The sequence below is a fragment of the Acidiphilium iwatense genome, from assembly GCF_021556475.1.
Lineage (GTDB): Bacteria > Pseudomonadota > Alphaproteobacteria > Acetobacterales > Acetobacteraceae > Acidiphilium > Acidiphilium iwatense.
In genome coordinates this window covers 15,498-39,251 of record NZ_JAKGBZ010000026.1, presented here as the reverse complement: position 1 = coordinate 39,251, position 23,754 = coordinate 15,498, and the positions used below count along the sequence as shown (strand labels likewise).

24 protein-coding genes are annotated in these 23,754 nt (G+C 64.0%); 15 read left to right on the top strand and 9 right to left on the bottom strand.

The genetic code is table 11. The features are described 5' to 3' along the window. Window position 1 precedes the first annotated feature (1 nt). The 6 genes from tssE (at window position 2) to L2A60_RS13105 (ending at window position 6,697) form a co-directional block, all read left to right on the top strand. Window positions 2-523, top strand: a complete 522-nt coding sequence (gene tssE / locus L2A60_RS13130; protein WP_235704863.1) for a type VI secretion system baseplate subunit TssE — start codon at window positions 2-4, stop codon at window positions 521-523. Beyond that, window positions 516-2,333, top strand: coding sequence for a type VI secretion system baseplate subunit TssF (tssF, locus tag L2A60_RS13125; protein ID WP_235704862.1), 1,818 nt, complete (start codon window positions 516-518; stop codon window positions 2,331-2,333). Before tssE ends, tssF begins: the two co-directional genes overlap by 8 nt. Next, window positions 2,330-3,373 carry a type VI secretion system baseplate subunit TssG gene (gene tssG, locus L2A60_RS13120; RefSeq protein WP_235704861.1) on the top strand — a complete coding sequence of 348 codons (1,044 nt, stop codon included), beginning with the start codon at window positions 2,330-2,332 and terminating at the stop codon, window positions 3,371-3,373. The genes tssF and tssG overlap by 4 nt, the downstream gene beginning before the upstream one ends. Beyond that, window positions 3,370-4,923: a class I SAM-dependent methyltransferase gene (locus tag L2A60_RS13115; RefSeq protein WP_235704860.1), complete on the top strand. Its 1,554-nt coding sequence runs from the start codon at window positions 3,370-3,372 to the stop codon at window positions 4,921-4,923. The genes tssG and L2A60_RS13115 overlap by 4 nt, the downstream gene beginning before the upstream one ends. Before the next feature lie 212 nt (window positions 4,924-5,135). Next, a complete protein-coding gene (locus tag L2A60_RS20755; RefSeq protein WP_235704859.1) occupies window positions 5,136-6,437 on the top strand; it encodes a TNT domain-containing protein in 1,302 nt (433 codons plus the stop codon). Next, window positions 6,434-6,697, top strand: a complete 264-nt coding sequence (locus L2A60_RS13105) for a hypothetical protein (protein ID WP_235704858.1) — start codon at window positions 6,434-6,436, stop codon at window positions 6,695-6,697. Before L2A60_RS20755 ends, L2A60_RS13105 begins: the two co-directional genes overlap by 4 nt. 123 nt (window positions 6,698-6,820) lie before the next feature. On the opposite strand, the gene L2A60_RS13100 is transcribed toward L2A60_RS13105, so the two are convergent. Then, window positions 6,821-6,985: a hypothetical protein gene (locus L2A60_RS13100; RefSeq protein ID WP_235704857.1), complete on the bottom strand. Its 165-nt coding sequence runs from the start codon at window positions 6,983-6,985 to the stop codon at window positions 6,821-6,823. A gap of 177 nt (window positions 6,986-7,162) precedes the next feature. On the opposite strand from L2A60_RS13100, the gene L2A60_RS13095 reads away from it, so the two are divergent. The 5 genes from L2A60_RS13095 (at window position 7,163) to L2A60_RS13075 (ending at window position 13,105) form a co-directional block, all read left to right on the top strand. Continuing rightward, window positions 7,163-8,929 carry a monovalent cation:proton antiporter-2 (CPA2) family protein gene (locus tag L2A60_RS13095; RefSeq protein ID WP_235704856.1) on the top strand — a complete coding sequence of 589 codons (1,767 nt, stop codon included), beginning with the start codon at window positions 7,163-7,165 and terminating at the stop codon, window positions 8,927-8,929. A 269-nt stretch (window positions 8,930-9,198) separates the two neighbouring features. After that, complete coding sequence (locus L2A60_RS13090) at window positions 9,199-9,945, top strand: gluconate 2-dehydrogenase subunit 3 family protein (protein ID WP_235704855.1); 747 nt, start codon at window positions 9,199-9,201, stop codon at window positions 9,943-9,945. A gap of 16 nt (window positions 9,946-9,961) precedes the next feature. Then, a complete protein-coding gene (locus tag L2A60_RS13085) occupies window positions 9,962-11,728 on the top strand; it encodes a GMC family oxidoreductase (RefSeq protein WP_235704854.1) in 1,767 nt (588 codons plus the stop codon). Between the two features lie 48 nt (window positions 11,729-11,776). Continuing rightward, window positions 11,777-12,541: a c-type cytochrome gene (locus tag L2A60_RS13080; RefSeq protein ID WP_235704853.1), complete on the top strand. Its 765-nt coding sequence runs from the start codon at window positions 11,777-11,779 to the stop codon at window positions 12,539-12,541. A 240-nt stretch (window positions 12,542-12,781) separates the two neighbouring features. Next, window positions 12,782-13,105 carry a hypothetical protein gene (locus tag L2A60_RS13075; protein ID WP_235704852.1) on the top strand — a complete coding sequence of 108 codons (324 nt, stop codon included), beginning with the start codon at window positions 12,782-12,784 and terminating at the stop codon, window positions 13,103-13,105. 83 nt (window positions 13,106-13,188) lie between these two features. On the opposite strand, the gene L2A60_RS13070 is transcribed toward L2A60_RS13075, so the two are convergent. Beyond that, entirely contained in the window at window positions 13,189-13,347 is a 159-nt protein-coding gene (locus tag L2A60_RS13070) for a thioredoxin domain-containing protein (RefSeq protein WP_235704851.1), read from the bottom strand. An 89-nt stretch (window positions 13,348-13,436) separates the two neighbouring features. On the opposite strand from L2A60_RS13070, the gene L2A60_RS13065 reads away from it, so the two are divergent. Beyond that, window positions 13,437-14,336: a LysR family transcriptional regulator gene (locus L2A60_RS13065; protein ID WP_235704850.1), complete on the top strand. Its 900-nt coding sequence runs from the start codon at window positions 13,437-13,439 to the stop codon at window positions 14,334-14,336. Between the two features lie 13 nt (window positions 14,337-14,349). Here the strand turns inward: L2A60_RS13065 and L2A60_RS13060 are convergent, their stop codons facing one another. Next, complete coding sequence (locus L2A60_RS13060) at window positions 14,350-15,327, bottom strand: GlxA family transcriptional regulator (RefSeq protein WP_235704849.1); 978 nt, start codon at window positions 15,325-15,327, stop codon at window positions 14,350-14,352. 80 nt (window positions 15,328-15,407) lie between these two features. Between L2A60_RS13060 and L2A60_RS13055 the strand changes: the two genes are divergently transcribed. After that, complete coding sequence (locus L2A60_RS13055; protein ID WP_235704848.1) at window positions 15,408-16,115, top strand: DJ-1/PfpI family protein; 708 nt, start codon at window positions 15,408-15,410, stop codon at window positions 16,113-16,115. Here L2A60_RS13055 and L2A60_RS13050 read toward each other — a convergent pair whose 3' ends face one another. Beyond that, window positions 16,116-17,189: an NAD(P)H-dependent flavin oxidoreductase gene (locus L2A60_RS13050; RefSeq protein ID WP_235704847.1), complete on the bottom strand. Its 1,074-nt coding sequence runs from the start codon at window positions 17,187-17,189 to the stop codon at window positions 16,116-16,118. Between the two features lie 79 nt (window positions 17,190-17,268). Then, the gene (locus L2A60_RS13045) at window positions 17,269-17,784 is read right to left on the bottom strand and encodes a winged helix-turn-helix transcriptional regulator (protein ID WP_235704846.1); all 516 of its coding nucleotides are present in this window, start codon (window positions 17,782-17,784) and stop codon (window positions 17,269-17,271) included. A 103-nt stretch (window positions 17,785-17,887) separates the two neighbouring features. Between L2A60_RS13045 and L2A60_RS13040 the strand changes: the two genes are divergently transcribed. Both L2A60_RS13040 and panE read left to right on the top strand, forming a co-directional pair. Continuing rightward, the gene (locus L2A60_RS13040; RefSeq protein ID WP_235704845.1) at window positions 17,888-18,334 is read left to right on the top strand and encodes a PaaI family thioesterase; all 447 of its coding nucleotides are present in this window, start codon (window positions 17,888-17,890) and stop codon (window positions 18,332-18,334) included. A 4-nt stretch (window positions 18,335-18,338) separates the two neighbouring features. Further along, on the top strand, window positions 18,339-19,274 hold the full coding sequence (gene panE / locus L2A60_RS13035) for a 2-dehydropantoate 2-reductase (protein ID WP_235704844.1): 936 nt from the start codon (window positions 18,339-18,341) through the stop codon (window positions 19,272-19,274). Here panE and guaD read toward each other — a convergent pair. Genes guaD through L2A60_RS13015 form a run of 4 tightly spaced genes read right to left on the bottom strand, consistent with a single transcriptional unit; the run spans window position 19,225 to window position 23,752 of the window. After that, window positions 19,225-20,583 carry a guanine deaminase gene (gene guaD / locus L2A60_RS13030; RefSeq protein ID WP_235704843.1) on the bottom strand — a complete coding sequence of 453 codons (1,359 nt, stop codon included), beginning with the start codon at window positions 20,581-20,583 and terminating at the stop codon, window positions 19,225-19,227. The genes panE and guaD overlap by 50 nt on opposite strands. After that, entirely contained in the window at window positions 20,583-21,962 is a 1,380-nt protein-coding gene (locus L2A60_RS13025) for a purine-cytosine permease family protein (RefSeq protein ID WP_235704842.1), read from the bottom strand. Before L2A60_RS13025 ends, guaD begins: the two co-directional genes overlap by 1 nt. Before the next feature lie 30 nt (window positions 21,963-21,992). After that, the gene (uraD, locus tag L2A60_RS13020) at window positions 21,993-22,535 is read right to left on the bottom strand and encodes a 2-oxo-4-hydroxy-4-carboxy-5-ureidoimidazoline decarboxylase (protein ID WP_235704841.1); all 543 of its coding nucleotides are present in this window, start codon (window positions 22,533-22,535) and stop codon (window positions 21,993-21,995) included. A gap of 5 nt (window positions 22,536-22,540) precedes the next feature. Further along, the gene (locus tag L2A60_RS13015; RefSeq protein ID WP_235704840.1) at window positions 22,541-23,752 is read right to left on the bottom strand and encodes a urate hydroxylase PuuD; all 1,212 of its coding nucleotides are present in this window, start codon (window positions 23,750-23,752) and stop codon (window positions 22,541-22,543) included. Between the last annotated feature and the right edge of the window lie 2 nt (window positions 23,753-23,754).

Sequence of the window (23,754 nt, the reverse complement as noted above, 5' to 3'; positions counted from 1 at the left end):
CGTGAGCGGCAAGGCCGCCTTCAATGACCGGGTGCGCGATGCCGGGGCGCGGGTGCAGCTTTCGCCGCTCGACCGGCTGCTCGACGACGCGCCGGACCGCGACCGCGACCGGCCGATTTCGCCCGGCGAGGCGCTCGCCGTGCTGCGCCGCGCGGTGCGGCGCGATCTCGAAGCCCTGCTCAACGCCAAGCGCCGCTGGCGGTCGCTGCCGCCTCTGCTCGGCGAGTTGCAATCCTCGATCGCCGGCTACGGGTTGCCCGATTATACCTCGGGCAGCATGGCCGATCCGGGGGCGCGGGAGGCGTTCCGCGCCGAGGTCGAGCGCACGATCAAGCTGTTCGAGCCGCGTTTCGCGCAAGTGACGGTGCGGCTGGTGCCGGCGGAAAATCCGCTCGACCCGACACTGCATATGCGGATCGACGGGTTGCTGCACGCCGATCCGGCGCCCGAGCCGATCAGCTTCGATACCGTGGTGGACGCGACCTCTGCCGAGATCGAAGTGAAAGGCGAGCGTTTTGTCTGACGCGCTGCTGCCTTATTTCAACCGCGAACTGCTCGCGATCCGCAAGCTCGCGGCGGAGTTCGCCGAGACCCATCCCAAGATCGCCGGACGGCTGCGGCTGTCGCCGGATGCGGTGGACGATCCGCATGTCGCCCGCCTGCTCGACGGCGTCGCGTTCCTGTCGGCGCGGGTCCATAAACGTTTGGACGACGAGTTTCCCGAGCTGACCGACGCGCTGCTCGGCGCGCTCTATCCGGGATTTCTGGCGCCGATCCCCTCGGCGGCGATCGCACAGTTCGAATGCCGGCCCGATTTGCAGGCGAATGTTCATCTGAAAGCCGGTTTCGTGCTGGAGACCGAGCGGGTGCGCGGCCAGGCGTGCCGGTTCCAGACCGCCTATCCGGTTTCGCTCTGGCCGGTACGGATCGAGCAGGTCCGGCTCGCCGGCCAGCCTTTCGTGGCGCCGGTCAATCCGCTCGCGCCGGGTGCGGCGTCGGTGCTGCGCATCGTGCTCGGCACCATGGCGCCGGAGCTGAGCTTCGCAGCACTCGGGCTCGACCGGCTGCGGTTTTATCTGCGCGGCGGTCCGGCGATCGCGCCGCATCTGTACGAATTGCTTGCCGCCCATACGATCGGGGTGGCGCTGGCCGAGGCGCCGGGCGATCCGAACCCGGTGATCCTGGGGCGCGAGGCGGTGGTGCCGGTGGGTTTCGCCGAGGACGAGGCGCTGTTGCCCTGGCCCTCGCGCGGCTTCACCGGATTCCGGCTGCTCGCCGAGTATTTCGCGTTTTCCGAAAAATTCATGTTCTTCGATCTCGACGGGCTCGACCGCAAGACGCTCGCGCATTCGGGCAACCGGCTGGAGATTTTCATCTATCTCGACCGTTCGGCGATCGAGCTGGAGCGTGCGGTGAGCGCCGAGCACCTCGCCCTCGGCTGCACGCCGGTGGTGAACATCTTTTCCCAGCATTGCGAGCCGATCCGCCTGGATCACACCGATACCGAATATCGGGTGGTGCCGGACGCACGGCGTGCCACCGGCATGGAGGTCTGGGGCATTACCGGCGTGCGGGAGACCGATCGTGAAGGCAATGTGAAGCCGTGGCTGCCCTTCTATCGCGCCGGTCATGGCGAGGGCGCGGCGCCGGGCGGGTATTATCTCGAAGCGCGCCGCCCGGCGACGGCGGCGCTGGGGGGAACCGAGACGTTCCTCGCACCCTTCGCGCCGGAATTCGACCCGCAGACCAGCGCAGATACGGTGCTGTCGGTCGAGGCGCTGTGCGTCAATCGCGATCTGCCGGCGGCGCTGCCGTTCGGCGGCGGCCATCCACATCTGACGCCGCTATCGCCGCATGATGGGGTTTCGCGCATCGCCTGCCTGACGCCGCCGGGGGCGACGTTACGGCCGCGCCTTGCCGAGCGCGGCGCGTGGCGGCTGATTTCGCATCTCTCGCTCGGGCATTTGTCGGTGGTCGGCGGGGCGGAGGGTGCGGCGGCGCTGCGCGACGTGCTGCGCCTGTACGACCGGGCGGAGACGGCGGAAACACGGGCGGCGATCGAGGCGCTGATCGGCGTTTCGGCGAAGCCGGGCATCGCGCGGGTGCCGGGCGGGCGGCTCGGCAGCTTCTGCCGCGGGCTCGACGTGACGCTCGAATTCGACCCGAAACCCTACCAGGAAAACGGGCTGTTTCTGCTCGGCGCGGTGCTGGAACGGTTTCTCGCGCTGCACGGCACGATCAATTCCTTCGTCCGCACCACGCTGCGGCTGCGCGGCCGGACCGATCCAGCGATGCGGTTTCCGCCGCGCGCCGGGCATCGCACCCTGTTATGACGGAAGGGCCGTTCGCCCGGCTGGTGCGCGTGCCGGCGCGGTTTCGCTTCGGCGCGGCGGTGCGGCTGCTCTGGATCGCGTCGGGCAGGCGCGATGCGGGCGAGGCGATCGGCTTTTCGGCGCCGGTGTCGCTCGCGCATCCGGTTGCCGAAGTCGATGCGGCGGCACCGGGACGGCTTTCGACAAGGCTGATCGGGCTAATCGGCGCATCGGGGCCGCTGCCGCGCTGGTATACCGAGCTGGTCGCCCAGGCGAACCGGGCCCGCTCGCCGGCGATGGCGGATTTCCTCGCGCTGCTGGCGCAGCGGCTGGTTGCGGGCTTCGCCGTCGCGGGGGTGAAATATCGTCCGCATCTCGCGGCGGAGATCGGGCACCGGACGGTGATGCGCCACAACGGGGCGGCGGACGATCCGGCGGCAAGCGATCCCGCCGGGCGGATCCTGCTGGCGCTGACCGGGTTCGATACCAGGCACCTGATCGGGCGCCTGGCCGCCGGGGCGCCGGCGATCCAGCATTACGCGGGTTTCTTTGCGAGCCGGCCGCGCTCGGCGGACCGGCTGCGGGCGCTGGTGTCGGACTGGCTGGAACGGAAGGTGGAGATCGAGGAATTCGCCGGGAGCTGGCTCCGGCTCGATCCCGACGAGCAGAGCCGCATGCCGCGCGGCCGCTCGCCCGGCCAGTTCAACCGGCTGGGCGTGGATTGCGCGGCGGGCGCGCGCGCCTTCGACCAGCAGGCGCGATTTCTGCTGCGCATCGGTCCGCTGTCGCGGAGCGAATTCGAGGCGCTGCTGCCGGACAAGCCGGTGCTGCGGCGGCTGGTCTCGATGGTGCGCGCCTATGTGGGCATGGAGGCCGATTTCGCGGTGAACCTGATTCTCGACCCCGCCGAAATCCCGGTGATGAAGCTGGGCGGCGCTTCGGCGCCCAGACTGTCCTGGACCGGCTGGCTGCCCTCGCCCGCTTCGGCGCTGACCGGGCCGCCGCGCGCCGATCAGGCGACCTTCAGTGCGGCGACGATCGAATCCGCGAGGACGGCATGAGCTGGGGGGGCGGCTATGTGACCGATATCGCCTATGCGCCCGGATTTTATGCCGAGCAGTCGCCGCGCCAGATGGCGCTGACCGCGCTGGTCGCGGGATTCGCGGCGCCGATTCCGAACCGGGATGGGGCGTTCCATTTCGTCGATATCGGCTGCGGGCGCGGTTTCACCGCGCTGATCCTGGCGGCGGCGAATCCCGGCTGGCAGGTGACCGGGCTCGATTTCAACCCCGCCCATGTCGCGGCGGCACGCTCGCTCGCCGCGCGGGCGGGCATCGCCAATTGCCGGTTCGTCGAGGCCGATCTTGCGCGGTTCGCCGAAAGTCCCACCGCGATGGCGCTGCCCGAGATCGATGCCGCGAGTCTACACGGGGTCTGGACCTGGGTGGCGCCGCCGGTGCGGGACGGCGTGCTGCGGCTGCTCGATGCGAAGTTGAAGCCGGGCGGCCTGTGCCATGTCAGCTACGACGTGCTGCCGGCCTGGCGCGGGATGCTCGGGCTGCAGCGGCTGATGCGCGAAAGCGGGTCGCGCCTCGCGTTTCGCGCCGATCGTCAGGCCGAGCGCGGTTTCGGTCTGGTGCGGCGGCTGGCCGAAGCGGGGGACGACGTGGTCGAACCCTGGGCGCGGCGGATCATCGAACATATCGCCGACAAGCCCGCCGCCTATCTCGCCCATGAATTCATGAACGAGAACTGGGCGCCGTGCTTTCATATCGATGTCGCGGTGCGGTTCGCCGAAGCAAAACTGTCCTATGCCGGCTCGGCGCGGCTGCTGGAGAATTTCCCGGATCTGATCATCGGCGATGTCGCGCGCGCGATTGCCGCCGAGTTCGAGGACCCGGTGATGCTGGAGCTGATCAAGGATGTCTGCACCGGGCAGCCGCTGCGCCACGACGTGTTCATCCGCGGCGCGATGCGGCTGGAGCCGGCGCGGCGGGACGCGATGCTGAGCGGGATATGGCTCGGCCTCGCAGTGCCTCATGCGCGCCGGAAGCTGGAATTCAACACGTCGTCAGGCCGGGCGACGATGAACGAAGCCCTCTACGAGCCGGTTTTCGCGCGGCTTGCCCAGGGGCCGGCGAGCATCGGCGAGTTGCTCGATGTCGCGCGGCGCGGCGATCCGGCCAGGACGACCGTGACGCAGCCGGCGGAGCTTGCCGCCATGCTAGTCGGCACCGGGCAGGCGGTGGCCGTGGCCGATCCGGCGGCGCGGATGGACCCGGCCTCGGTGCGGCTGAATGCCGCGATGTTTGCCGAAATCGCGCAGGGCGGCAGCGTGATGCAGCCGGTCGGTTTGGCGGTGCCCGCGCTCGGCGGCGGGTTCACCCTGCCGGGCCTCGCCGCCTTCGCCGTGTTGCGCCAGCAGGATTGGCTGAACGAGGCGACGATCGGACAGGCGCTGCCCCGGCCGGACCGTGCGACCCTCACGCGCTGGGCCGAGGATGTCGCCGAGCGGACGGACGCCGAGACCCACGAAAAAATCACGGACGCCTTCGCCTCGTTTTTCGAGGATCAGGCTGAGATGCTGAACGCGCTCGGGCTGGTGTGCTGAAGGTGCGCGGGTGGTTTTTTGGCGGCGCTGAGGTTTCGGTTGTTTGATCTGGAAGGGTCAAAAGAGGCTATTTGGGTAGATTGGGTGGAACGAAGTTCGGGACATTCGTTCTGGCTACGTATTATCGTGACATAGGCAATGAAACGATTGCCATGCCGAGCGGCCTTCGAGAGCTTGTCCGCTCCAGTACCGCGCCTTTGGGATCGCGTGACGTGAGTGAGGTTCCGGGGCGGTACTGGCAAGACCAACGGCGGAAACAGTCACCGTTTCCGTCGCATCCGCATCTGGAGTTGCGCGACGGGCTCGATGTCTATCTGGTGCTGCCGCATTCGTTCGACACCCACGAAGCGCGGCGGTTCCAGGTGTTCGGGGATGGGTGGCACCAGGATTACATCGGCGGGATCGGCCTCGATCGTCTGCTGGATGCCCTGAAGCACGGCCACCGGGTCAGCGGGAGCGTTGGCAACGAGATCGACGCGATCCGCGACTTCTACATGGACTGGCAGCATGTCTGGTCCATGGATCAGGCGCCGCAACTGATCGACCGGCTGAAGCGGGACGTCGAGAACCGGTCCGTCGCGGTGTTCTGTTTCCGGCGCTCACCGCACCAGGGCATCATCCGCCGGGACCCCGGCCGGCCGATCCCGCCGGCGGCCGGCGCGGTTTCCGGCTGGAGCGGGCGGCAGAAGATCGTCGCGATGTTCAAGGCGATCCCCGACTGTCTGGTCGGCGCTGCGAAGGGCGAGTTCGAGGCGTTTCTGACGCCTGAGAACCTGACCATCATGGCGGTGTTCCTTGGTGGCATCGGGGCGCTCCAGGCTGTTCCGGGGGCAGATGCTGCCGTGGATATGATGATCGCGAGTCTGGCCTGGTGGCAGTTCGGCTGGGCGGGGGTGATCGCCGGCAAGGATTTCATCGAGGCGGTGATCAAGGCCGACCGAGCGACCACGCGAGACGAGATTTTGCTGGCGGCCAAGCTGGCAGCGGCGGCGCTGGTTTCTCTCGGTATTACAGTCCTGCTCAAAAAAATCACCGAGAATGTGCATGAGGTCCGGTTGGCCAAGGACGAGCCACAAGAAGAACCGCCGTCTAATCCGGTGCAAAAGGACAAAATTCGCACAGAGCGATCTCCAATTAAGAGTCCAAAACTTCGTTCAGATCTGTCGAATGAATGGTTTGATCCGAAGACTGGAAAATTATCATGGCCACCGAACGACGGGTTTTCATCGGACCAGGTTGGTCAAACACTTGATCCCGGAACGCAAATTGACCGGTATGGATCGAATTTTGGTAGATTTTTGTCACCGAAAGGAGCTTCTTTCGGAGCGCGCGCACTTCCGTATGACGAGGCTTCGATGCCATATCATGCGTTTGAGGTTCTGAAACCACTCACTGTTCAGTCTGGACGGGCTGCGGCATGGTTTGATGAAGAAGGCGGGGCAACACAATATATGACATCCAGTTCGGTTGATGAATTGATAAAAAATGGCTTTCTAAAGGAGATCGCTCCATGAATAAGAATGACATGAAAAAAATATTAGAAAAAAATGGGATAAAAGAAAACGTCGTATACGAAATAACAGACACTAATATTGGTGATCTTTTTGGTGTTGAAGAGACCATACAAGGATGGTCTGTGTATTATAGCGAGCGTGGAAAAAAACAAATATTAGCAACATTTGATAATGAGGATTCTGCGTGCAGAGCAATGCTACAGAAGGTTTCGCAGAGAATGATGGAAGACTATGGGGAAGAGGTGGATTTTCAAAAATGAGATTTTCAGAAAATTTGCTTGATCCAATGGCAATGGGTTGATCCATCTCGGGGTATAGGAAATTATTTTGCACCGGACGGAACAACGCCATACCAACTTGGTATAAATAATGTTGGCCGTATTTTACAAATAACCGATCCCGGAAACCACGGCAAGCCGTTTCAGGGCCATGATCGCGGCGAACAGGTTGGCCAAATCGTCCTTGTCGGTCAGGTAAATGCTGACCTGGACCCGATCGAAGCCATAGCCCGCCAAGATGCCACCGATATCGGCATAGGTTTGCGACACCCTCTTGGGATAGTTCGCGACCGAGGCAATCCACCGGTTGGAAAGACCGGATTGCTTCACCCGCAGCGCGGGTTCGCAATGACGCGTGCCGAAAACCGCGACGCTCTCGATTCTTTCCCGCGGTTGACAGGGCTTGGTTGGGCGGATCGACTGGCGTGGTTTCGGGAGATCGCGCTCATGCTGGAAACCCTGTTGGCCCTGCTCGCGGCGACGGTGATCACCGTGCCGATCGCCCGCCGCCTCGGCGTGGGCAGCATCGTCGGCTATCTCGTCGCCGGCCTCGCGATCGGCCCGGCCGGGCTGCGGCTGGTCACCGGCGTCGCGCAGATCCAGAACGTCACCGAACTCGGCGTGATCATGCTGCTGTTCCTGATCGGGCTGGAAATCCGGCCGCACCGACTCTGGATTCTGCGCAAGACCATTCTCGGCCTCGGTTTCGGTCAGATGCTGCCGAGTGCGGCGATTCTCGCTTTGCTCGGCCATCTCGCCGGTCTCGCCTGGCTGGTGGCCGCGCTGATCGGGCTCGGCCTTGCGTTGTCATCCACAGCCATCGTCCTGCCGATGCTGAAGGAGCGCAGCTTGCTCAGCGCCGCTTCGGGGCGGGACGCGTTCGCGGTCCTGCTGTTCCAGGACATGGCGTTCATTCCGCTGGTGGCGTTGGTGCCGCTGTTCGGTGCCGCGCATCTGCCGAGCCATCTTCCGGCCCATCTGCCGTGGCTTGCCGCCGGGCGGGCGGTGCTCGCCGTGATTGCCATTCTGGCGGGCGGGATGTTCCTGGTCGAGCGCATTTTTCGGCTGATCGGCGGCGCGCGGAACCCAGAGGTGTTTACCGCGATGACCTTGCTGATCGTGATCGGCACCGCGGTCCTCGCTCATTGGTCGGGGCTGTCGGCTTCGCTCGGCGCCTTCATGGCCGGGGCGCTGCTGTCCGATTCCGAGTTTCGCCATGCGATCCAGGCCGATATCGAACCGTTCGAAGGGCTGCTGCTCGGGTTTTTCTTCATCTCGGTCGGCATGTCGGTCGATGTCCATTTGCTGGCGGCACAGCCTTTGACGATCCTGGCCGCCGTCGCGGCGATGCTCGCGGTGAAAGCGCTGGTCGGGTTCGCCGTCTCCTTCGTCAAGCGCCGCAATGGGCCCACCGCGCTGCGCTTCGCCGCCGCCCTGCCGGAAGGCAGCGAATTCAGCTTCGTCCTGTTCGGGGTCGCCGTGACCGCCGGCGTGCTGCCCAAGACCACCGCCGATCTCGCGACGCTCGCGGTCGCCGCGTCGATGATCGTAACCCCGCTTATCTTTGCCGCGATCGAGCGGCTGGCGATTCCGCGCATGGGAAAGCGGCCCGCGCCGGCGGACGACATCGCGTCCGGTGCGCCGGCGCCTGTGATCATCTGCGGGTTCGGCCGGGTCGGGCAGATCGTCGGGCGGCTGCTCTCGGTGCGCCGGATTCCGTTCACGGCACTCGATCAGAATGCCGGGCAGGTCGCTTTCGTGCGTCGGTTCGGCGCGCGCGTGTTTTTCGGTGACCCGACGCGGCTTTCCGTGCTGCGCGCGGCGGGGGGCGATGCGGCGCAAGTGCTGGTGATCGCGCTGGACGACGCCGAGGCGGCGCTGAAACTCGCTGAGCTCGCGCGCCGGTATCTGCCGCATCTCACCATTCTCGCCCGCGCGCGCAACCGCCGCCATGCCCAGCTCCTGCTCGATCTCGGCGTGTCGCACATCGTGCGCGAAACCCTGCTCTCCAGCCTGAAACTCGGCGAAATGACGCTGACCGCGCTCGATATTGGCGCCGGCGAGGCGGCGCGGACCGTCGAGGCATTCCGCGAGCACGACGAACGGATTCTGACCGACACCAGGAGTTTCGCCGCCGATGAAGGCCGGGTGATCGCGAGCTTGCAGCAGAGTATCGCCGAATTGCAGGAATTGTTCGAGGCGGATCGCCGATAGCCCTCGTGGGTATACGCTGGCGCCGGCCCAGGCGAGAATGTCAGAGTATCGCATGATGCATAACGCGGGGTCAGTTAGGGAATTTTCAAGGCGGTTCCACCCGCCGGCAGGAATCTCGCTGCCTGATCGGCGGCCCAGAAATCGCTTGCGTGCCAACTCATATTGCCGCTATCGTCCTTAACCGGATTGAATAAAAATGCTGGCCTGGACGATGGCGATCCGATCTGGGTCGTAGCAGAGGGCGGCTGTGTGGGTAAAGGGCCGAAGCAATGCTTGACAAGCGATTCACCCGCCGCGTATTTCTCGTATCCTCGACCTCCTGTGCGGCACTTCTCGGCAGTTTAACACGAGCGAGCGCCGATACCTATCACGGCGCGCTGCCCTGGTCCCCTGACCAGGATCATGCGCCGGTGCCGGTTTCGGAAAGTGGGTGGACCTATTTCACGCCGGCGGAAGCGGCGACGATCGAGGCGCTGGTGGACCGGCTGATTCCGGCGGACGATCTTTCCCCCGGCGGCAAGGAGGTCGGCATCGCCGTCTATATCGACAGGCAGCTTTCGGGCGCGTTCGGCCAGGATAAGGGGCTCTACATGGCGCCGCCGTTCGCCGAGGGATTGCCGGGGCAGGGGTCACAAAGCCCGATCACGCCGGCGCAGCGCTATCGGAAAACCATCGACGCGCTGAATGAATATTGTGCCGATGCCTATTTCGGCAAGTCATTCGCTCAGCTCGCCGCAACCGAGCAGGACAAGATCATCGTCAAGATGGAATCGGGAATGCTTCGACTGAAAGGGCTCAGCAGCAAGGCGTTTTTTCAGATCCTTTGGCAGAACACCAAGGAAGGTTTTTTCGCCGATCCGGTCTATGGCGGCAATCGCGGCATGGCGGGATGGAAGATGATCGGGTTTCCAGGCGCGCGCTATGATTACCTGGATTGGGTCGATCGGCACAACGAGCATTATCCCAAGCCACCGATCGGCATTGAATCGCATCCCGACTGGTCCGCTCACTCCTGAGCCGAGGTATACATCCATGGCGCGTACTCTTCCACGAACGGACGTCGCAATCATCGGGCTGGGCTGGACCGGCGCCATCCTGGCCTATGAGCTGAGCGGCGCGGGGCTCAATGTCGTCGCGATCGAGCGCGGCGCGTGGCGCGACACCGCGACGGATTTTCCGCCGTCTTGGGCACCTGACGAATTGCGCTATGCGATTCGCCTCGATCTGTTCCAGCGGCCCGCGCAAAGCACGGTGACGTTGCGCAACAAGATCAGCCAGACGGCTTTACCTGTGCGCCAGTTCAGTTCGTTTCTGCCCGGCGACGGCGTGGGCGGCGCGGGCGTGCATTGGAACGGCATGACCTATCGGTTTCTGGAAACCGATTTCCGGCTTCGGTCGCATTTAACCAAGCGTTATGGCAGCCATATTCTGCCTGAAGACATGACGATTCAGGACTGGCCGGTCGATTACAAGGATCTTGAGCCGCACTATGACCGATTCGAGAAGTTGGCCGGAATCTCTGGCAAGGCCGGTAACATCGACGGCAAGATCCAGCCGGGCGGCAATCCGTTCGAAGCTCCGCGCAGCGCCGAATATCCCACGCCTGCCAACAAACAGCCGCTGGGCTCCACGCTTTATAGCAAGGCCGCGAAATCGCTCGGCTATCATCCGTTTCCGGTGCCCTCGGGGAATCTGTCGCAAAGCTATACCAACCCGCTTGGCGTAACGCTTGGGCAATGCACCTATTGCGGCTTTTGCGAGCGGTTCGGCTGCGGCAATTATTCGAAGGCGAGTCCGCAGACCCGCGTGTTGCCGGCATTGATGCTGCGCAAGAATTTCGAGGCGCGGACGAATTGCAATGTGACGCGGATCAATCTGGACAGCACCGGCAAGAAGGCGACCGGGGTTACCTATGTCGATAAATCGGGGGAGACATGGGTACAGCCCGCCGATATGGTGATGGTGTGCGCCTTCGCGTTCAACTGCGTTCATTTGCTGCTGGTTTCCGGCATCGGCAAACCCTATGATCCGGTATCCAATACCGGAACCGTGGGGCGCAATTACGCCTATCAATGCACTTCCGGCGTTCTGGTAAAGCTGAAGGATACGATCCTGAATCCCTTTATTTCCGGCGGCGCGATCGGCATGTCCGTCGATGATTTCAACGGCGACAATTTCGATCATTCCGGGCTCGGTTTCGTCGGCGGTGGTGTCATATCGGCGACCCAAACCGGCGGCCGGCCGATCGGCCAGATTTCGTATTTTCCAGACGATCCGAAATGGGGCTCCGGCTGGAAGAAGGCGACCAAGGAAAATTATCAATCAGTCTATGCGCTGGGCATTCAGGGCAGCGTTTACAGTTATCGGGATGCCTATCTCGATCTGGACCCGACCTATAAAGATCCCTATGGCAGTCCGCTTCTGCGCATGACGTTCGACTGGCACGAGAACGAGCTGAAAATGTCCGCGTTCGTGACGAAGAAACTGGCCGGGATCGGCAAGGCCATGGGTGCGTCACGGCTGGCAGCCTATCCGCGAACCGCGCCCTATTCCGTGGTTCCCTATCAGACGACACATAATACGGGCGGCGCGGTGATGGGTGACAATCCATCGAACAGCGTGGTCAACAGATATCTGCAAAGCTGGGACGTATCGAACGTCTTCGTTTTCGGAGCCAGCGTGTTTCCGCAAAACGCCGGATATAATCCCACCGGAACCGTGGGAGCGACGACCTATTGGGCGCTGGACGCGATCAAGACGAAATACCTGAAAAATCCTGGGCCGATGGTGCCCATGTGAAAGCGGAAGATCATGAGACAGGCCATTTCGTCATGCCTATTCGTTCTGATGTGCTTCGCTTTCGAAGCCGTACTGGTTCCGCCGACTTCGGCGGCGTCGTCGCAGTCGGGGACCGCGAGCGCGCAAACGCTCGCGCAGGGCAAAAAGCTGGTCATGTCGAATGGCTGCGCCGGCTGTCATAACGCTCCGGGCGGAGCTACGCTGGTGGGTGGGCGGGTTATCGGCGGTTGGACCGCTCCGGGACTGACCAACGACAAGCGCACTGGCCTCGGGAACTGGTCGGCCGGGGAAATCGCGGATTATCTGAAGACCGGGCGGAATTCCTATGCTGCGGCGGCTGGGCCGATGGCAGGGATTGTGACCAATGTGACCGCAAAAATGAGCGAGGCGGAGGTCGACGCCATCGCGGCGTATCTGAAATCCCTGCCGGGTAAAGCGGCTAACATCCGTCCGGTCGCGGCCAGCAACCCGGCGATGATAAGGGGCGGGGCGGTATACGCCGACGAATGCGCGGCGTGTCACACGCTTCGGGGCGTCGGCCAGGCGCGGCTTTTCCCGGCCCTGAAGGGCAGCCCTGAGGTTCAGGCGGATAATCCGACGACCTTACTGCGCGTGGTTCTGCAGGGCGCTCAAAGCGTCGGCACCGAGGCGGCGCCGACGGCAAGCGCGATGCCCGCCTTCGGAAAGCTGTTGAACGATCAACAGATCGCCGATGTTCTGACCTATATCCGCAATGACTGGGGCAATGCGGCGGCTCCTGTCGCCAAGGATGCGGTGGCGGCCGCGCGCAAGACGCTGCAGAAAACCCCGTGAGAATAGCTGCGTGTTTTCTGCGTGCGGGTCATCATGCGGCGTTCGCCTGGTTTTCCGTCCACGTTCCGGTATTCTCCGTGGTGGGTGCATAGTTCAGGAAAGCCCAGCGCAGAGGCAGCACGCCGCGCCGGCGCCATCCGTGAGAGACTTGCAGGCGCCAGAGCCGTTCGGCGCCCTTGAACCGGCGCACCGGCGACGAGATGAGGGGCGATCGGATCGTCCGGGTCTGGACGCGCGCCGATGCGCAGGGTTTGCGGGTCGGGGCTGGCGACGAAACCCGGAGATCCGGTCAGAATCGTCGCGACCGGCCAGCCCGCGCCGTCGAGCGTCGCGATGGGCAGGAACGGCAGCATGGCGAAGAAGGCCCGGTGCTGGTCCGGCATGAAATTGCGGATCGCGGCGCCGGAAAGCCGGGTGCCGGCAAGACGCTGCGCCTCGCGCTCGCCCGCATGGAACGGATCGGCATTCATGGCCGGCATCTATGCGGCGGATGGAACCGGCGAGCGCGGCACCGATGCGGCCTCGTACGGATCGTCAGGCAGCCAGATTTCCCCGGAATCATAGCGTTTCGCCAGATGAACCAGATCGCGTTCGAATCCGCGGGCACGCGCGTGCCGTCCTCGGAACCGGAATCTGACCCAGCGGATTCAAGGCCAGAAAGCCGGGCTCTGCCGGAATTCGGCCGGCGCTGCGACGATCCGATAGGGTAACCCCAGCATCCGCAGCAGCAACTCGACCCGGTGGCAATGGCCGGACAGCTTGGTGGCGTAGAGCGTGATGTCGGGTTGAGGCATGGTCGGTTTCATCCTTCGCGATAGTCGCGAAGGTAATTCTTGTTGTTTTATTGTAGAATGTACAAATATCGAAATTGAATCTTCCATTATTCGGAACAATCATGGACCGCCTGGACGAACTCGCCGTTTTCATCGCCATTCTGGATGCCGGCAGCCTCGCCGCGGCGGGCCGGCGCCTGCGCCGCTCGCCCCCGGCGATCACCCGCCTGCTGGCGGGGCTGGAAGAGCGGGTCGGCGCGCGGCTGTTCGAGCGCACCACGCGGCGGCTGGCCCCGACCGATGCCGGGCGGCGTTTCGCCGAGCAGGCGCGCCGGCTGCTCGGCGATTATCATGCGGTGATGCAAGGCGCCGCGGATTCGGATGTGTCACTGCATGGGATGTTGCGGCTGACGGCTCCCGTGGTGTTCGGACGCCGGCATGTAACGCCGGTGGCGACTTCCTTTCTCGATATGTGGCCTGCACTGCGCATCGAAATGCTGCTGTCGGATCGCAATCTCGATCTGATCGAGGAGGGGTTGGATGTCGCGGTGCGGATCGGCCGGCTGGCCGATTCCGGGCTGATGGTCCGGCGGGTCGGCGAGGTGCGCCGCGTGCTGGTGGCGAGCCCGGCTTACCTCGCGGCGCGCGGGCAGCCGCGACATCCTGACGACCTCGCGGGCCATGACATCATATTCACGTCCAGCCTGCTCGGCCCGCTGGTGTGGCGGTTCCATGTCGACGGACAGGAGCGTGCGTTCCGGGTCGAACCCAGGCTGATGGTGAACGACATCGAGGCCAAGCTGGTTGCGGTGCGCGCCGGCCAGGGCATTGCCGCGGCATTGTCCTACCAGGTGGTGGACGATCTCGCCTCCGGTACGCTCATCCGCCTGTTGGAGGCTTTCGAATCGCCGCCGTTGCCGGTTCAGCTCGTCGTGCCCAGCGTGCGCCACATGCCCGCGCGCGTGCGGGCTTTTCTCGACCATGCGGCGCGGCAACTGGGGGCACTCGCCGTCCTGACATGACGGCTTCGCGGGGTTAGCGCGGTCGCGAGACGCTTGGCACCGGCGAACCCATTCTTGTCGCCCGCTTGATCGCCTGCGGCGGCTGACCGAACCGGCGGAGGAAAGCGCGCCGCATCCGCTCGGGATCGGCAAAGCCGACGGATGCCGCGATCGCCTCGATCGGTTCGGTGCCGGCCTCCACCCGCATCCGCGCGGCCTCCGCCCTGAGACGCTCGACCGCCCTGGCGGGGGTTTCGTCGGTTTCGGCGCGGAACACCCGGCCGAATTGGCGGGGACTGAGGCAGGCGGCTTCCGCCAGGCGCTCGACAGGCAAGGCTTCGCCCAGATGTTCGCGGGCGAAGCTCAAGACTTGGCGTACCCTATCGGAGTCCGGTTCGAGATCGAGCATGGCGGAGAATTGCGACTGGCCGCCGGGCCGGCGGTGATAGACCACCAGTTCCCGAGCGACGGTGCGCGCGAGCGCGCTGCCGTGATCCTCCTCGATCATGGCGAGAGCCAGATCGATGCCCGCAGTAATGCCGGCGGAGGTCCAGACCGGACCGTCCTTGACGAAGATCCTGTCGCCATCGACCCGGATCGAAGGATAATGCCGCTGGAGCGATGCCGCGTGGCGCCAATGCGTCGTGGCGGAGCGTCCGTCGAGCAGGCCGGTCGCCGCGAGAATGAACGCCCCGGTGCAGACGCTGGCGACACGGCGCGCCCCGGAAGCCGCCGACCGGACAGCGGCGAGACGGCCGGGCGGTTGCGCTGCGGGCCGGGTGCCGCGCCCGCCGGCAATAATCAGCGTGTCGAGGCGTCGCGCGTCTACCGGCTTCGTTACGACCTCCAGCCCCGCCGTCGCCGTCACGCCGCCGCCGTGCTGGGACAGCACGTGCAGCCGGTAATGCTCGGCTTCCGCGACCATGCCAGCGATCTGGAACGCCGCGAGCGGTCCGGTCAGGTCGAGAATCTGGAAATCCGGGAAGATGAAGAAGCCGATATCGCGAGTCATGGCGTGAATTGAGGGATCTACGTCATTTGAGCCGAAAGCCTGCGGCCTCATGATGCGGATGTCAACCGAAAGGATTCTCCATGACCGAACAAATCACCATCGTTTTTCCGATCTATACCGGCGTTACCCACCTCGATTTCACCGGGCCGCACCAGTTCGTCTCCCGGCTTGCGGGGGCGAAAGTGATCGTAGCATCGGTTGGCGGTGCATTGGTGACTGCCGACGGCCTGACTTTTGCCGATCTGGCCGATCTGGGCGCGATCGGACAATGCGACGTGCTGTGCGTGCCGGGTGGCGTCGGCTGCGTCGCCGCCATGCGGGACGCGGTCTACATGGATGCCATAAGGTGGCTGGCCGCCACGGCGCGGTACGTCACCTCGGTCTGCACCGGCTCGCTCATTCTCGGCGCGGCGGGATTGCTGAAGGGCAGGCGCGCCGCCTGCCACTGGGCCTGGCGCGACATGCTGCCGGCATTCGGCGCCATTCCCGATCCGGGCCGGGTGGTTCGCGACGGCAGCATCCTGACCGGCGGCGGCGTGACCGCTGGCATCGATTTCTCCCTGGCGCTGATCGGCGAACTCGCCGGAGCGGAGGTTGCCCAGTCGATCCAGTTGGGGCTCGAATACGCGCCAGAGCCGCCCTTCCATGCCGGACGGCCGGAAATCGCGCCGCCTGCGATCCTTGAGGCGGTTACGGCCCGGATGGCGCCCGCGATGGCGGACCGGCGCGACGCCGTTCAGCGCGCGGCAGAAGCGCTGCGCGCCGGCGCCCGGCCCGCCGGTGCCTGATCAGGGCAGGAGGGTTTGGGCGGTGTCCCAGATATCGCGGGCCACCTCGGCCGCCGGTTTCGCTTCGGCCAGGAACGCCGCCTGTCCGGCCCAGGCCTGCATGCGCTGGATGTCGCCCGCGCGTGCCGCCTCCGCCCGCATCGGCGCGGTCAGGCCGCGCTGCACCGGGTAGGGCGCGGGAGGTGCGATCGCGGTCGCCGCCGCGCGAACGTAATCGGTCGCGATCGCGCGCCCGAGTCGCCCGCTGAAGGCGCGGGTCAACCTTGTGGCTTCCGGCTCGACCGAGGCCAGCGCGTCGGCCCAGGCTTGATTGGTTTTGGCCTCCGGGCAGCGCAGGAAGGCGGTGCCGATCTGCACGGCGCTGGCACCCAGGATGAGGGCGGCCGCCGTGCCGCGCCCATCCGCGATGCCGCCGGTGGCGATGACGGGTATCGAGAGCCTGTCGGCAAGCCGCGGCAGCAGGGCGAAAAGTCCCACGCTTTGCTGTTCCGCCTCGGCGGCCTCGAAGCTGCCGCGATGACCGCCGGCTTCGGCGCCCTGCGCGACGATGGCGTCCGCACCGGCGGCCTCGGCCGCGAGGGCTTCGTTGAGAGTCGTGGCGCAGGCGAACCAGGCGATCCCGCGCGCTTTGAGCGCGGCGACGAAATCCGGCGGGTAAAGGCCCATGATCGAGGACACCACCGGCGGCGCGGCGGCGAGCAGGGCCTCGCACTGCGCGGCGAAATCGGGCGGCTTGGCCTCGGCCGCTTCGGGCGGAACCGGGGGCCCCCAGCCGCCGAGAAATTCCCGCACCCGCGCTTCCGCCGCCGCGTCGCGCCGGGGCGGAGGGTCCGGCACCCAGAGATTGACCTGGAACGCGCCGTTGCTGCCGCCGCGGAAATCGGCGGCCCAGTCGGCGATCTCGTCCGGTGTCGATAACAGGGCACCCATGCCGCCCATGCCGCCGGCATTGGCGACCGCACTGGCGAGGCTTGCCGGGCAGGCCCCCGCCATGGGGGCCTGGAGGATCGGCATATCGAGGCCAAAGCGCTCGCAGAACGCCGCCGCACGGTTACGAGGGGTCAGGTTCGGCATCTGGCGTCTCCGAATGATCGGTTGCTCGAAAGCGGGATAAGCCAAAGCGGCGATTCGGCAAAATGAACGTATGAGGTCGTTAACCCGGCGCTCGCGATGCGGTTTTCGGTGTCGCGCGCCCGGCTTCGAGCCGGGCGCGGGTGCGCGCATCGGCCGCGGGTCCTGGGGCGGTGCGGAAACGGGATGTCGCGAGCGGCTTGCCGCTGAGTTTGTCGATCATCATCGGCTGCGCTTCGGCGCCGGTTTCGCGGTCCAGCAGAACGACACTCGGCCCCTCTGGCGCGAAATGCTTGTTGCCCCAGGCGAGCAATGCCAGGAGTATCGGGCTGAAATCGCGTCCGCGTTCGGTCAATACGTAATCATGGCGCGGCGGATGCTCGCTGTAGAGGCGGCGCTCCAGCAGGCCGGACTCGACCAGCGCATTGAGCCGTCGCGTCAGCATGTTCGGCGCGATGTCCAGGCTTTTCTGGAACTGATCGAACCGTGTCAGGCCGTGGAAGGCGTCGCGCAAGATCAGGATGCTCCACCATTCGCCAACCCGTTCGAGGCTGCGGGCGATCGGGCACTGCATGGTGCCGAAGCTCTTGCGCTGCATGGCAGACCCTTGCGCGGTTTCTGAGGGTGACAAGCATTTACGCTTGCGACTATTATAATGCAAGTGATAGATCGACATGATCAACCCGGAGAGGAAAACCATGATGAACGACATCGCTCTTGATGCCCGGCCAAGCGGCCTCGATCAGTTGCGCGCCCTGATGGACGCGAAGCTGAGGGTTGGAATCGGGCAGACTCTCGGTTTCAATCTGGTCGAGATTGAAGCCGGCCGCGCCGTGTTCGAGGGAAGGCCGGGCCATGGGGTTTATAACCCGATCGGCACGGTGCATGGCGGCTACGCCGCGACCCTGCTCGATTCCGCCTGCGGCTGCGCCGTGCACTCGAAGCTGATGCCGGGGCAAGCCTATTCGACGCTGGAATTGAAGATCGCCTATCATAAGGCACTCACAGCGGAAACCGGGACGGTGCGCGCCGAAGGCATGGTTGTTTCGATGGGGCGGCGCGCGGCCTTCGCCGAAGCGCGGCTGACCGATGAAGCGGGACGACTTTACGCCTCGGCGACCTCGACCCTGATCGTCATGGATCGCTGAGGCGATGCGCATTCTTGTCGTCGGTGCCGGCGGTACCGGTGGTTATTTCGGCGGCAGGCTTTTGCAAGCCGGCGCCGATGTGACGTTTCTGGTGCGAGCCGGGCGTGCCGCGTCGCTCGCCCGTAACGGCCTCGTGATCCGCAGCGCGCGCGGCGACGTCGATCTGCCGGCGCCGCCGGTTGTTACGGCTGACGCATTGCGGGAAAATTTCGATCTGATTCTTTTGAGCTGCAAAGCCTACGATCTCGAAAGCGCGATGGATGCTTTCGCCGCGGCGGTCGGGCCGCAAACGGCGATTCTGCCGCTGCTGAACGGTATGCGCCATCTCGATGCGCTGGACGCCCGTTTCGGTGCCGCGCACGTGCTTGGCGGGCAATGCGCGATTTCGGCCGCACTCGGCTCCGAAGGCGAGATTCTGCATCTCAACGATGCTCACACGCTCACCTTCGGCGAACGCGACGGGGTGCGCACTGCCCGCGCGGAAGCAATCGAAGCCGTGTTCGCCAAGGCAAATTTCGACACTCGCCACAGTTCCGTGATTCTCCAGGAGATGTGGGAGAAATGGATATTCATCGCGACGCTCGCCGGCATCACCTGCCTGATGCGGGCGGCAATCGGCGATATCGTCGCGGCGGGGAACGCGGATCTTGCCGCCGCGCTGTTCGATGAGTGCGCCGTCATCGCGGAACGAAACGGTTTTCCGCCGCGTGCGGCCATGATTGAGCGCAGCCGCGCCATGCTCACGGCGGCGGGGTCTCCTTTCACCGCATCGATGCTGCGCGACATCGAACGCGGCGGGAGGATCGAGGCCGATCATGTCGTCGGCGATCTGCTCGATCGCGGCGAACCACATCGCGGCGGTGCGCTGCTGCGCATCGCCTATGCTCACCTCAAATCCTACGAGGCGCGGCGGACACGCGAGGCGGTAGTGCCGGCATGACCGATTCCGTCGGTGCGCGTTCATGAACCTTGCGGCCGGCGACATAGGTTGCCTTGACGGCGGTTTCGCTGCCCAGCGTCATCAGAACGAATAACTGTTCCTCGAGCGATTCCGAAAATTCCTGACGGGCGGCGAGCAGCGGCGTAGCCTTCGGGTCGAGCACGACGAGGTCGGCGTCCTTCCCGGCTTCGATGCTGCCGATATGCGCGTCCTGATAGATCGCGCGGGCCGATCCGAGTGTTGCCAGATAGAAGGCCTGATGCGCGGATAGCGCGTAGCCGTTCAACTGGGCGATCTTGTAGGCTTCGTTCAGCGTGGTGAGCGGCGAAAAACTGGTGCCGGCACCGAGATCGGAACCGAGCGCGGTGCGCACCGGGTTGGCGGAAACCAGCGCCCGCTTCAGATTGAACAGGCCCGAGCCGAGAAACAGATTGGAGGTCGGGCAGTGGACCACGGTGGCGCCGGCCTGGGCGAGGCGCCGCCATTCGCGTTCGCAGAGATGCACGGCGTGACCGAACAGGCAGCGCGGGCCGACGAGATTATGCCGGTCATAGACATCGAGATAGTCGTGGCTGCCTGGAAACAAGGCGGCGACCCATTGCAGTTCGCTGGTGTTTTCCGCCAGATGGGTCTGCATGTAGAGGCCTGGAATTTCGCGCAATAGTGCGCCCGCCAGGTCGAGTTGCGCCTCGGTGCTGGTGGGTGCGAAGCGCGGCGTGACCACGTAGAAGAAGCGGCCGTCGCCATGCCAGCGTTCGGCAAGCCGTTTCGATTGATCGTAGCCCGATTGCGCGGAATCGCGCAAAGCCTCGGGCGCGTTCCGGTCCATCAGAACCTTGCCGGCGCCGGTCCGCAGACCCAGGAGCGACGCTTCCTCGAAATAGGCGTCCACCGATTCAGGATGGACCGTGCAATAGGTGATCGGCGTGGTGACGCCCGCTCTTATCTGTTCGCGCAGGAACAGCTTTGCGATGGCCCGTGCGAAGACTTTATCGTTGTAGCGCTGTTCGATAACGAAAACATAGTTTTCCAGCCATTCCAGCAATTGCTTGCCGAAGGCGCCGATCATCGGGGTCTGCGGATAATGCACATGGGCATCGATAAAGCCGGGCAGGATCAGCGCATCGGGGTGATGGTCCGGCACCACTCCGTGCGGCACATGATCGGCCGTGAAGGCTCCGGCATGGATGATCCTGCCGTTATCGATCACGATCAAGCCGTCGGACTCGTATCGATAACAGGAGGCAGGATCATCCTGGAACGGATTGCCGGTATAGGTCAGGAACGGGCCGCGCAGCGCCGATTTCATCACGGTGTTTCCAGATCGACGCTTGACGGAACGGCTTCGCGCGCTTCGGCGAATTTCGGCGCGGTCAGCACGAGATAGGCGATCGTCGTCGCGAAGGCGCCGACGAAGAAGGAGATATCGCCGCATTGCGGATAGGCGCGGGCAAACGGTCCGACGAACAGCGGATACTGGTTGAAGAACGGGATGCTGCATAGCACGCCGATCAGCCAGGCGAAAAATCCGAGATGGCCGATCCCGATGCCGGACCAGCGCGACCGGCGCGGCCAGAAATGGGCGATGATCATGACCGGGAAGCGGGGAATGATGACATAGCCAAGGAAAAACAGCAGAAGTTCATAGTGCTTGTAGAAATTGTTGTGTCCGAAAATGGCGATCGCCAGACCCACCAAGCCGGTCAAAAGCGCTGCCTGATATTGCTTCAGTTTGATGCCGGATGCCAGCGCGGACAAGGACGCCGAATAGATGTTCAGGATGTTCGGGCTGACCGTGCCGACGATGATGGCAAGGATCAGAAGCGGACGGAACCATTCGGGAATCCAGGCGGTGAACAGGTCGGACGGGCTGTTGAGCTGAACCGTTGCACCGATGAACGCACCGAGGCATTCCAGCCACACGCAGGAGATGAAGGCACCGAGGAAGGTGTTGAGAAAAACCCGGCGCTTCATCTGCGGGCGGTTCTCCCGGAAGCACAGATAACGCGTATAGTCGGACGAATAGAGAATCCAGCCGCCGAGCCATGACAGCATGATCGAGACGGTGAGCAGGAAAGCGCCCGAGACGCCGCCGACTTCGGCGAGACTTTTCGCATTCGGCACCGGGAAATGGGTGATGTGCAGAAACGACAAAACGGTGAGAATGACGAAAACGGCGGTAAGGAAATAGAAGAACCAGCGTTCCGCCGCGACGATGAAATCATGGCCGATCAGCGCGATGAAGACCTGGACGATGGTGAGCACGATGATGGTTTGGTCGATATTGGTGCCCAAGGTCGCGTGCAACGCGTAGCTGCCGATGACCGTGTTCACCGCGAACCAGGAAAATCCGTTCAGGAAGTTCAGGAACGACAGAAACCGATTGCCGGGCTTACCAAACCAGTTCACGCACTGAATCATCTGTGGTAGGCCATATTCGACGCCATAGGTCGAAAACAGGCCGAGCAGGGTACAGCCGATGAGATTTGCCACGACGATGGCAGCGATTGCGTCGAATGCGGACAAACCGAAGACGCCGGTGGCGATCGCGCCGGTGGTGATGGTTGCGAATTCGACATTCGCCGCCGCCCATAGCCTGAACAGGGCGCGCGGCGTGCCATGGGCTTCGTCGGGATCGATGCGTGCGATCCCTTTTGATTCAACTGTTAGTATGTCGGCGGTTTTCATGGTCGTCGTTTCCCTCGTTCGTATTGTTGCTTATGCTACTGGTTGTTGTGGATCGTGGATGCGGCGCCGCAGCCGGAAGTTGGCGATCCTGATCACCTCGTCGAGGGCCAGCTTCGCTTCGGCGGATTGATCGTGGGCAAGGCGTTGTTGCAGTCTTTCGATGATGGCTTCGGCATTCTTCTGACCCCGCACCGCGATGATGAACGGAAAGCCGAAACGGGTCCGATAGGCGCGATTGAGTGTCGCGAGCCGTTCGGCATCACCTTGCGTCATGCGATCGAAGCCGGCGAAGCGCTGCTCGATCGTCGATGCCGAGGTCAGGGTGCCGGACTGGCCGAGTTCGGGATGCGCGTTCAGGAGTGCCAGTTGCTTTTCTTGATCGGCGGTGAGAACGATCTCGGCCATCGCTTCGACGAGATCGTCGGTGCCGACGAAAGGACGCTCGGCGGCGGCTTTCGCCGCGATCCATGGCGAGTGCTCATAGATATCGGCGAGCGCTTCGACGAACATCGTCTCCGCCATCCGGTTGAGCGCATCGATCGTCAGCGGAGCCTCGGCGACTGCTTTGTTCATGACGGTCATTTCGCACCACCCTGAAACCACCGGCCTATCTTGGCACGTTCGGCCTTGGTGATGTGCGTGATGTTGCCTGGTGGCATCGATTTTGCCTGCACCGCCTGCTGATAGATCAGCGCGGCGTGCTGATGGATTTCGCTCGCCGTGTCGAAGATCAACCCGTCCGGTGCGCTGGACATCATTGTCGGGTGCGCCGAGTGGCATTTCCCGCAGCGATCCTGGATGATCGGCGTGACCGCGGCGGTGTCGACGGTCGGACCAGGTGCGTTGGCCGCAGCGGTCTGGGCGTGCACTGCCCCGCCGATCAAGTGGGCGGGTGCGACCAGGACCATCACGATGACGATCAGTCCGGCCGCCATCGTGGGCAATTGCCAGATCTCGCTCTTGGTATGGCGCATGACGAAATACTGACGGATCAGCGCGCCCGCGACCATCACCAGCCAGAGGCTGAGCCAGTTGGCGGCGCCGCCGTAGAGCATGCTGAAATGGCTGCTCAGCATCGCGAACACGACCGGCAGGGTGAAATAGGTATTGTGCACGGACCGCTGTTTGGCGCGCTTGCCGGGGATCGGGTCCGGCGTTTCACCGCGCGCCAGGGCGTTCACCATCTTCTTCTGTCCTGGAATGATCCAGAAGAAGACGTTGGCGGACATGATCGTGCCGATCATCGCGCCGACGATGAGGAAGGCCGCCTGCGGCGCGAACAGATGAGTCGCGAGGAAGGCGGCGGCCGCCACGAAAATCGCGATCACGACGCCGAGCACAAAATCGTTCTTGCCGAGCAGCCGGCACGCGATGTCATAGACGACCCAGCCCGCGAGCAGAAAGCCAAGCACGCAGATGATTGCGAGAGACGGTGTGAGATGGGCAACCGACGGGTCGATCAGATAGGTGCCCGGCTGCATCAGATACATCACTGTCAGCAAGGCGAATCCCGAAAGCCAGGTCGCATAGGATTTCCATTTCGACCAGTGCAGATCGTCCGGCATACGTGCCGGCGAGACGAGATATTTCTGCGAATGATAGAATCCGCCGCCATGCACGGCCCACAACTCGCCGAACACGCCTTTGCGCCGTTCGGCCTCCTCTTCGGGTTCGTGCAGGCTGTTGTCGAGCATGACGAAGTAGAACGACTCGCCGATCCAGGCGATCGCCGCGATCACGTGCAGCCAGATCAGCAGGCCCATTGCCCAGCCGGTTAGATATGAAAACATGG

Bases quoted from the DNA above. Each gene is read 5' to 3' on its own strand.
- tssG (WP_235704861.1), top strand. From the start codon at position 2,330: ATGACGGAAGGGCCGTTCGCCCGGCTGGTGCGCGTGCCGGCGCGGTTT.
- L2A60_RS13115 (WP_235704860.1), top strand. From the start codon at position 3,370: ATGAGCTGGGGGGGCGGCTATGTGACCGATATCGCCTATGCGCCCGGA.
- L2A60_RS13105 (WP_235704858.1), top strand. From the start codon at position 6,434: ATGAATAAGAATGACATGAAAAAAATATTAGAAAAAAATGGGATAAAA.
- L2A60_RS13095 (WP_235704856.1), top strand. From the start codon at position 7,163: ATGCTGGAAACCCTGTTGGCCCTGCTCGCGGCGACGGTGATCACCGTG.
- L2A60_RS13090 (WP_235704855.1), top strand. From the start codon at position 9,199: ATGCTTGACAAGCGATTCACCCGCCGCGTATTTCTCGTATCCTCGACC.
- L2A60_RS13085 (WP_235704854.1), top strand. From the start codon at position 9,962: ATGGCGCGTACTCTTCCACGAACGGACGTCGCAATCATCGGGCTGGGC.
- L2A60_RS13080 (WP_235704853.1), top strand. From the start codon at position 11,777: ATGTGCTTCGCTTTCGAAGCCGTACTGGTTCCGCCGACTTCGGCGGCG.
- L2A60_RS13075 (WP_235704852.1), top strand. From the start codon at position 12,782: ATGCGCAGGGTTTGCGGGTCGGGGCTGGCGACGAAACCCGGAGATCCG.
- L2A60_RS13070 (WP_235704851.1), bottom strand. From the start codon at position 13,347: ATGAAACCGACCATGCCTCAACCCGACATCACGCTCTACGCCACCAAG.
- L2A60_RS13065 (WP_235704850.1), top strand. From the start codon at position 13,437: ATGGACCGCCTGGACGAACTCGCCGTTTTCATCGCCATTCTGGATGCC.
- L2A60_RS13060 (WP_235704849.1), bottom strand. From the start codon at position 15,327: ATGACTCGCGATATCGGCTTCTTCATCTTCCCGGATTTCCAGATTCTC.
- L2A60_RS13055 (WP_235704848.1), top strand. From the start codon at position 15,408: ATGACCGAACAAATCACCATCGTTTTTCCGATCTATACCGGCGTTACC.
- L2A60_RS13050 (WP_235704847.1), bottom strand. From the start codon at position 17,189: ATGCCGAACCTGACCCCTCGTAACCGTGCGGCGGCGTTCTGCGAGCGC.
- L2A60_RS13045 (WP_235704846.1), bottom strand. From the start codon at position 17,784: ATGCAGCGCAAGAGCTTCGGCACCATGCAGTGCCCGATCGCCCGCAGC.
- L2A60_RS13040 (WP_235704845.1), top strand. From the start codon at position 17,888: ATGAACGACATCGCTCTTGATGCCCGGCCAAGCGGCCTCGATCAGTTG.
- panE (WP_235704844.1), top strand. From the start codon at position 18,339: ATGCGCATTCTTGTCGTCGGTGCCGGCGGTACCGGTGGTTATTTCGGC.
- guaD (WP_235704843.1), bottom strand. From the start codon at position 20,583: ATGAAATCGGCGCTGCGCGGCCCGTTCCTGACCTATACCGGCAATCCG.
- L2A60_RS13025 (WP_235704842.1), bottom strand. From the start codon at position 21,962: ATGAAAACCGCCGACATACTAACAGTTGAATCAAAAGGGATCGCACGC.
- uraD (WP_235704841.1), bottom strand. From the start codon at position 22,535: ATGAACAAAGCAGTCGCCGAGGCTCCGCTGACGATCGATGCGCTCAAC.
- L2A60_RS13015 (WP_235704840.1), bottom strand. From the start codon at position 23,752: ATGTTTTCATATCTAACCGGCTGGGCAATGGGCCTGCTGATCTGGCTG.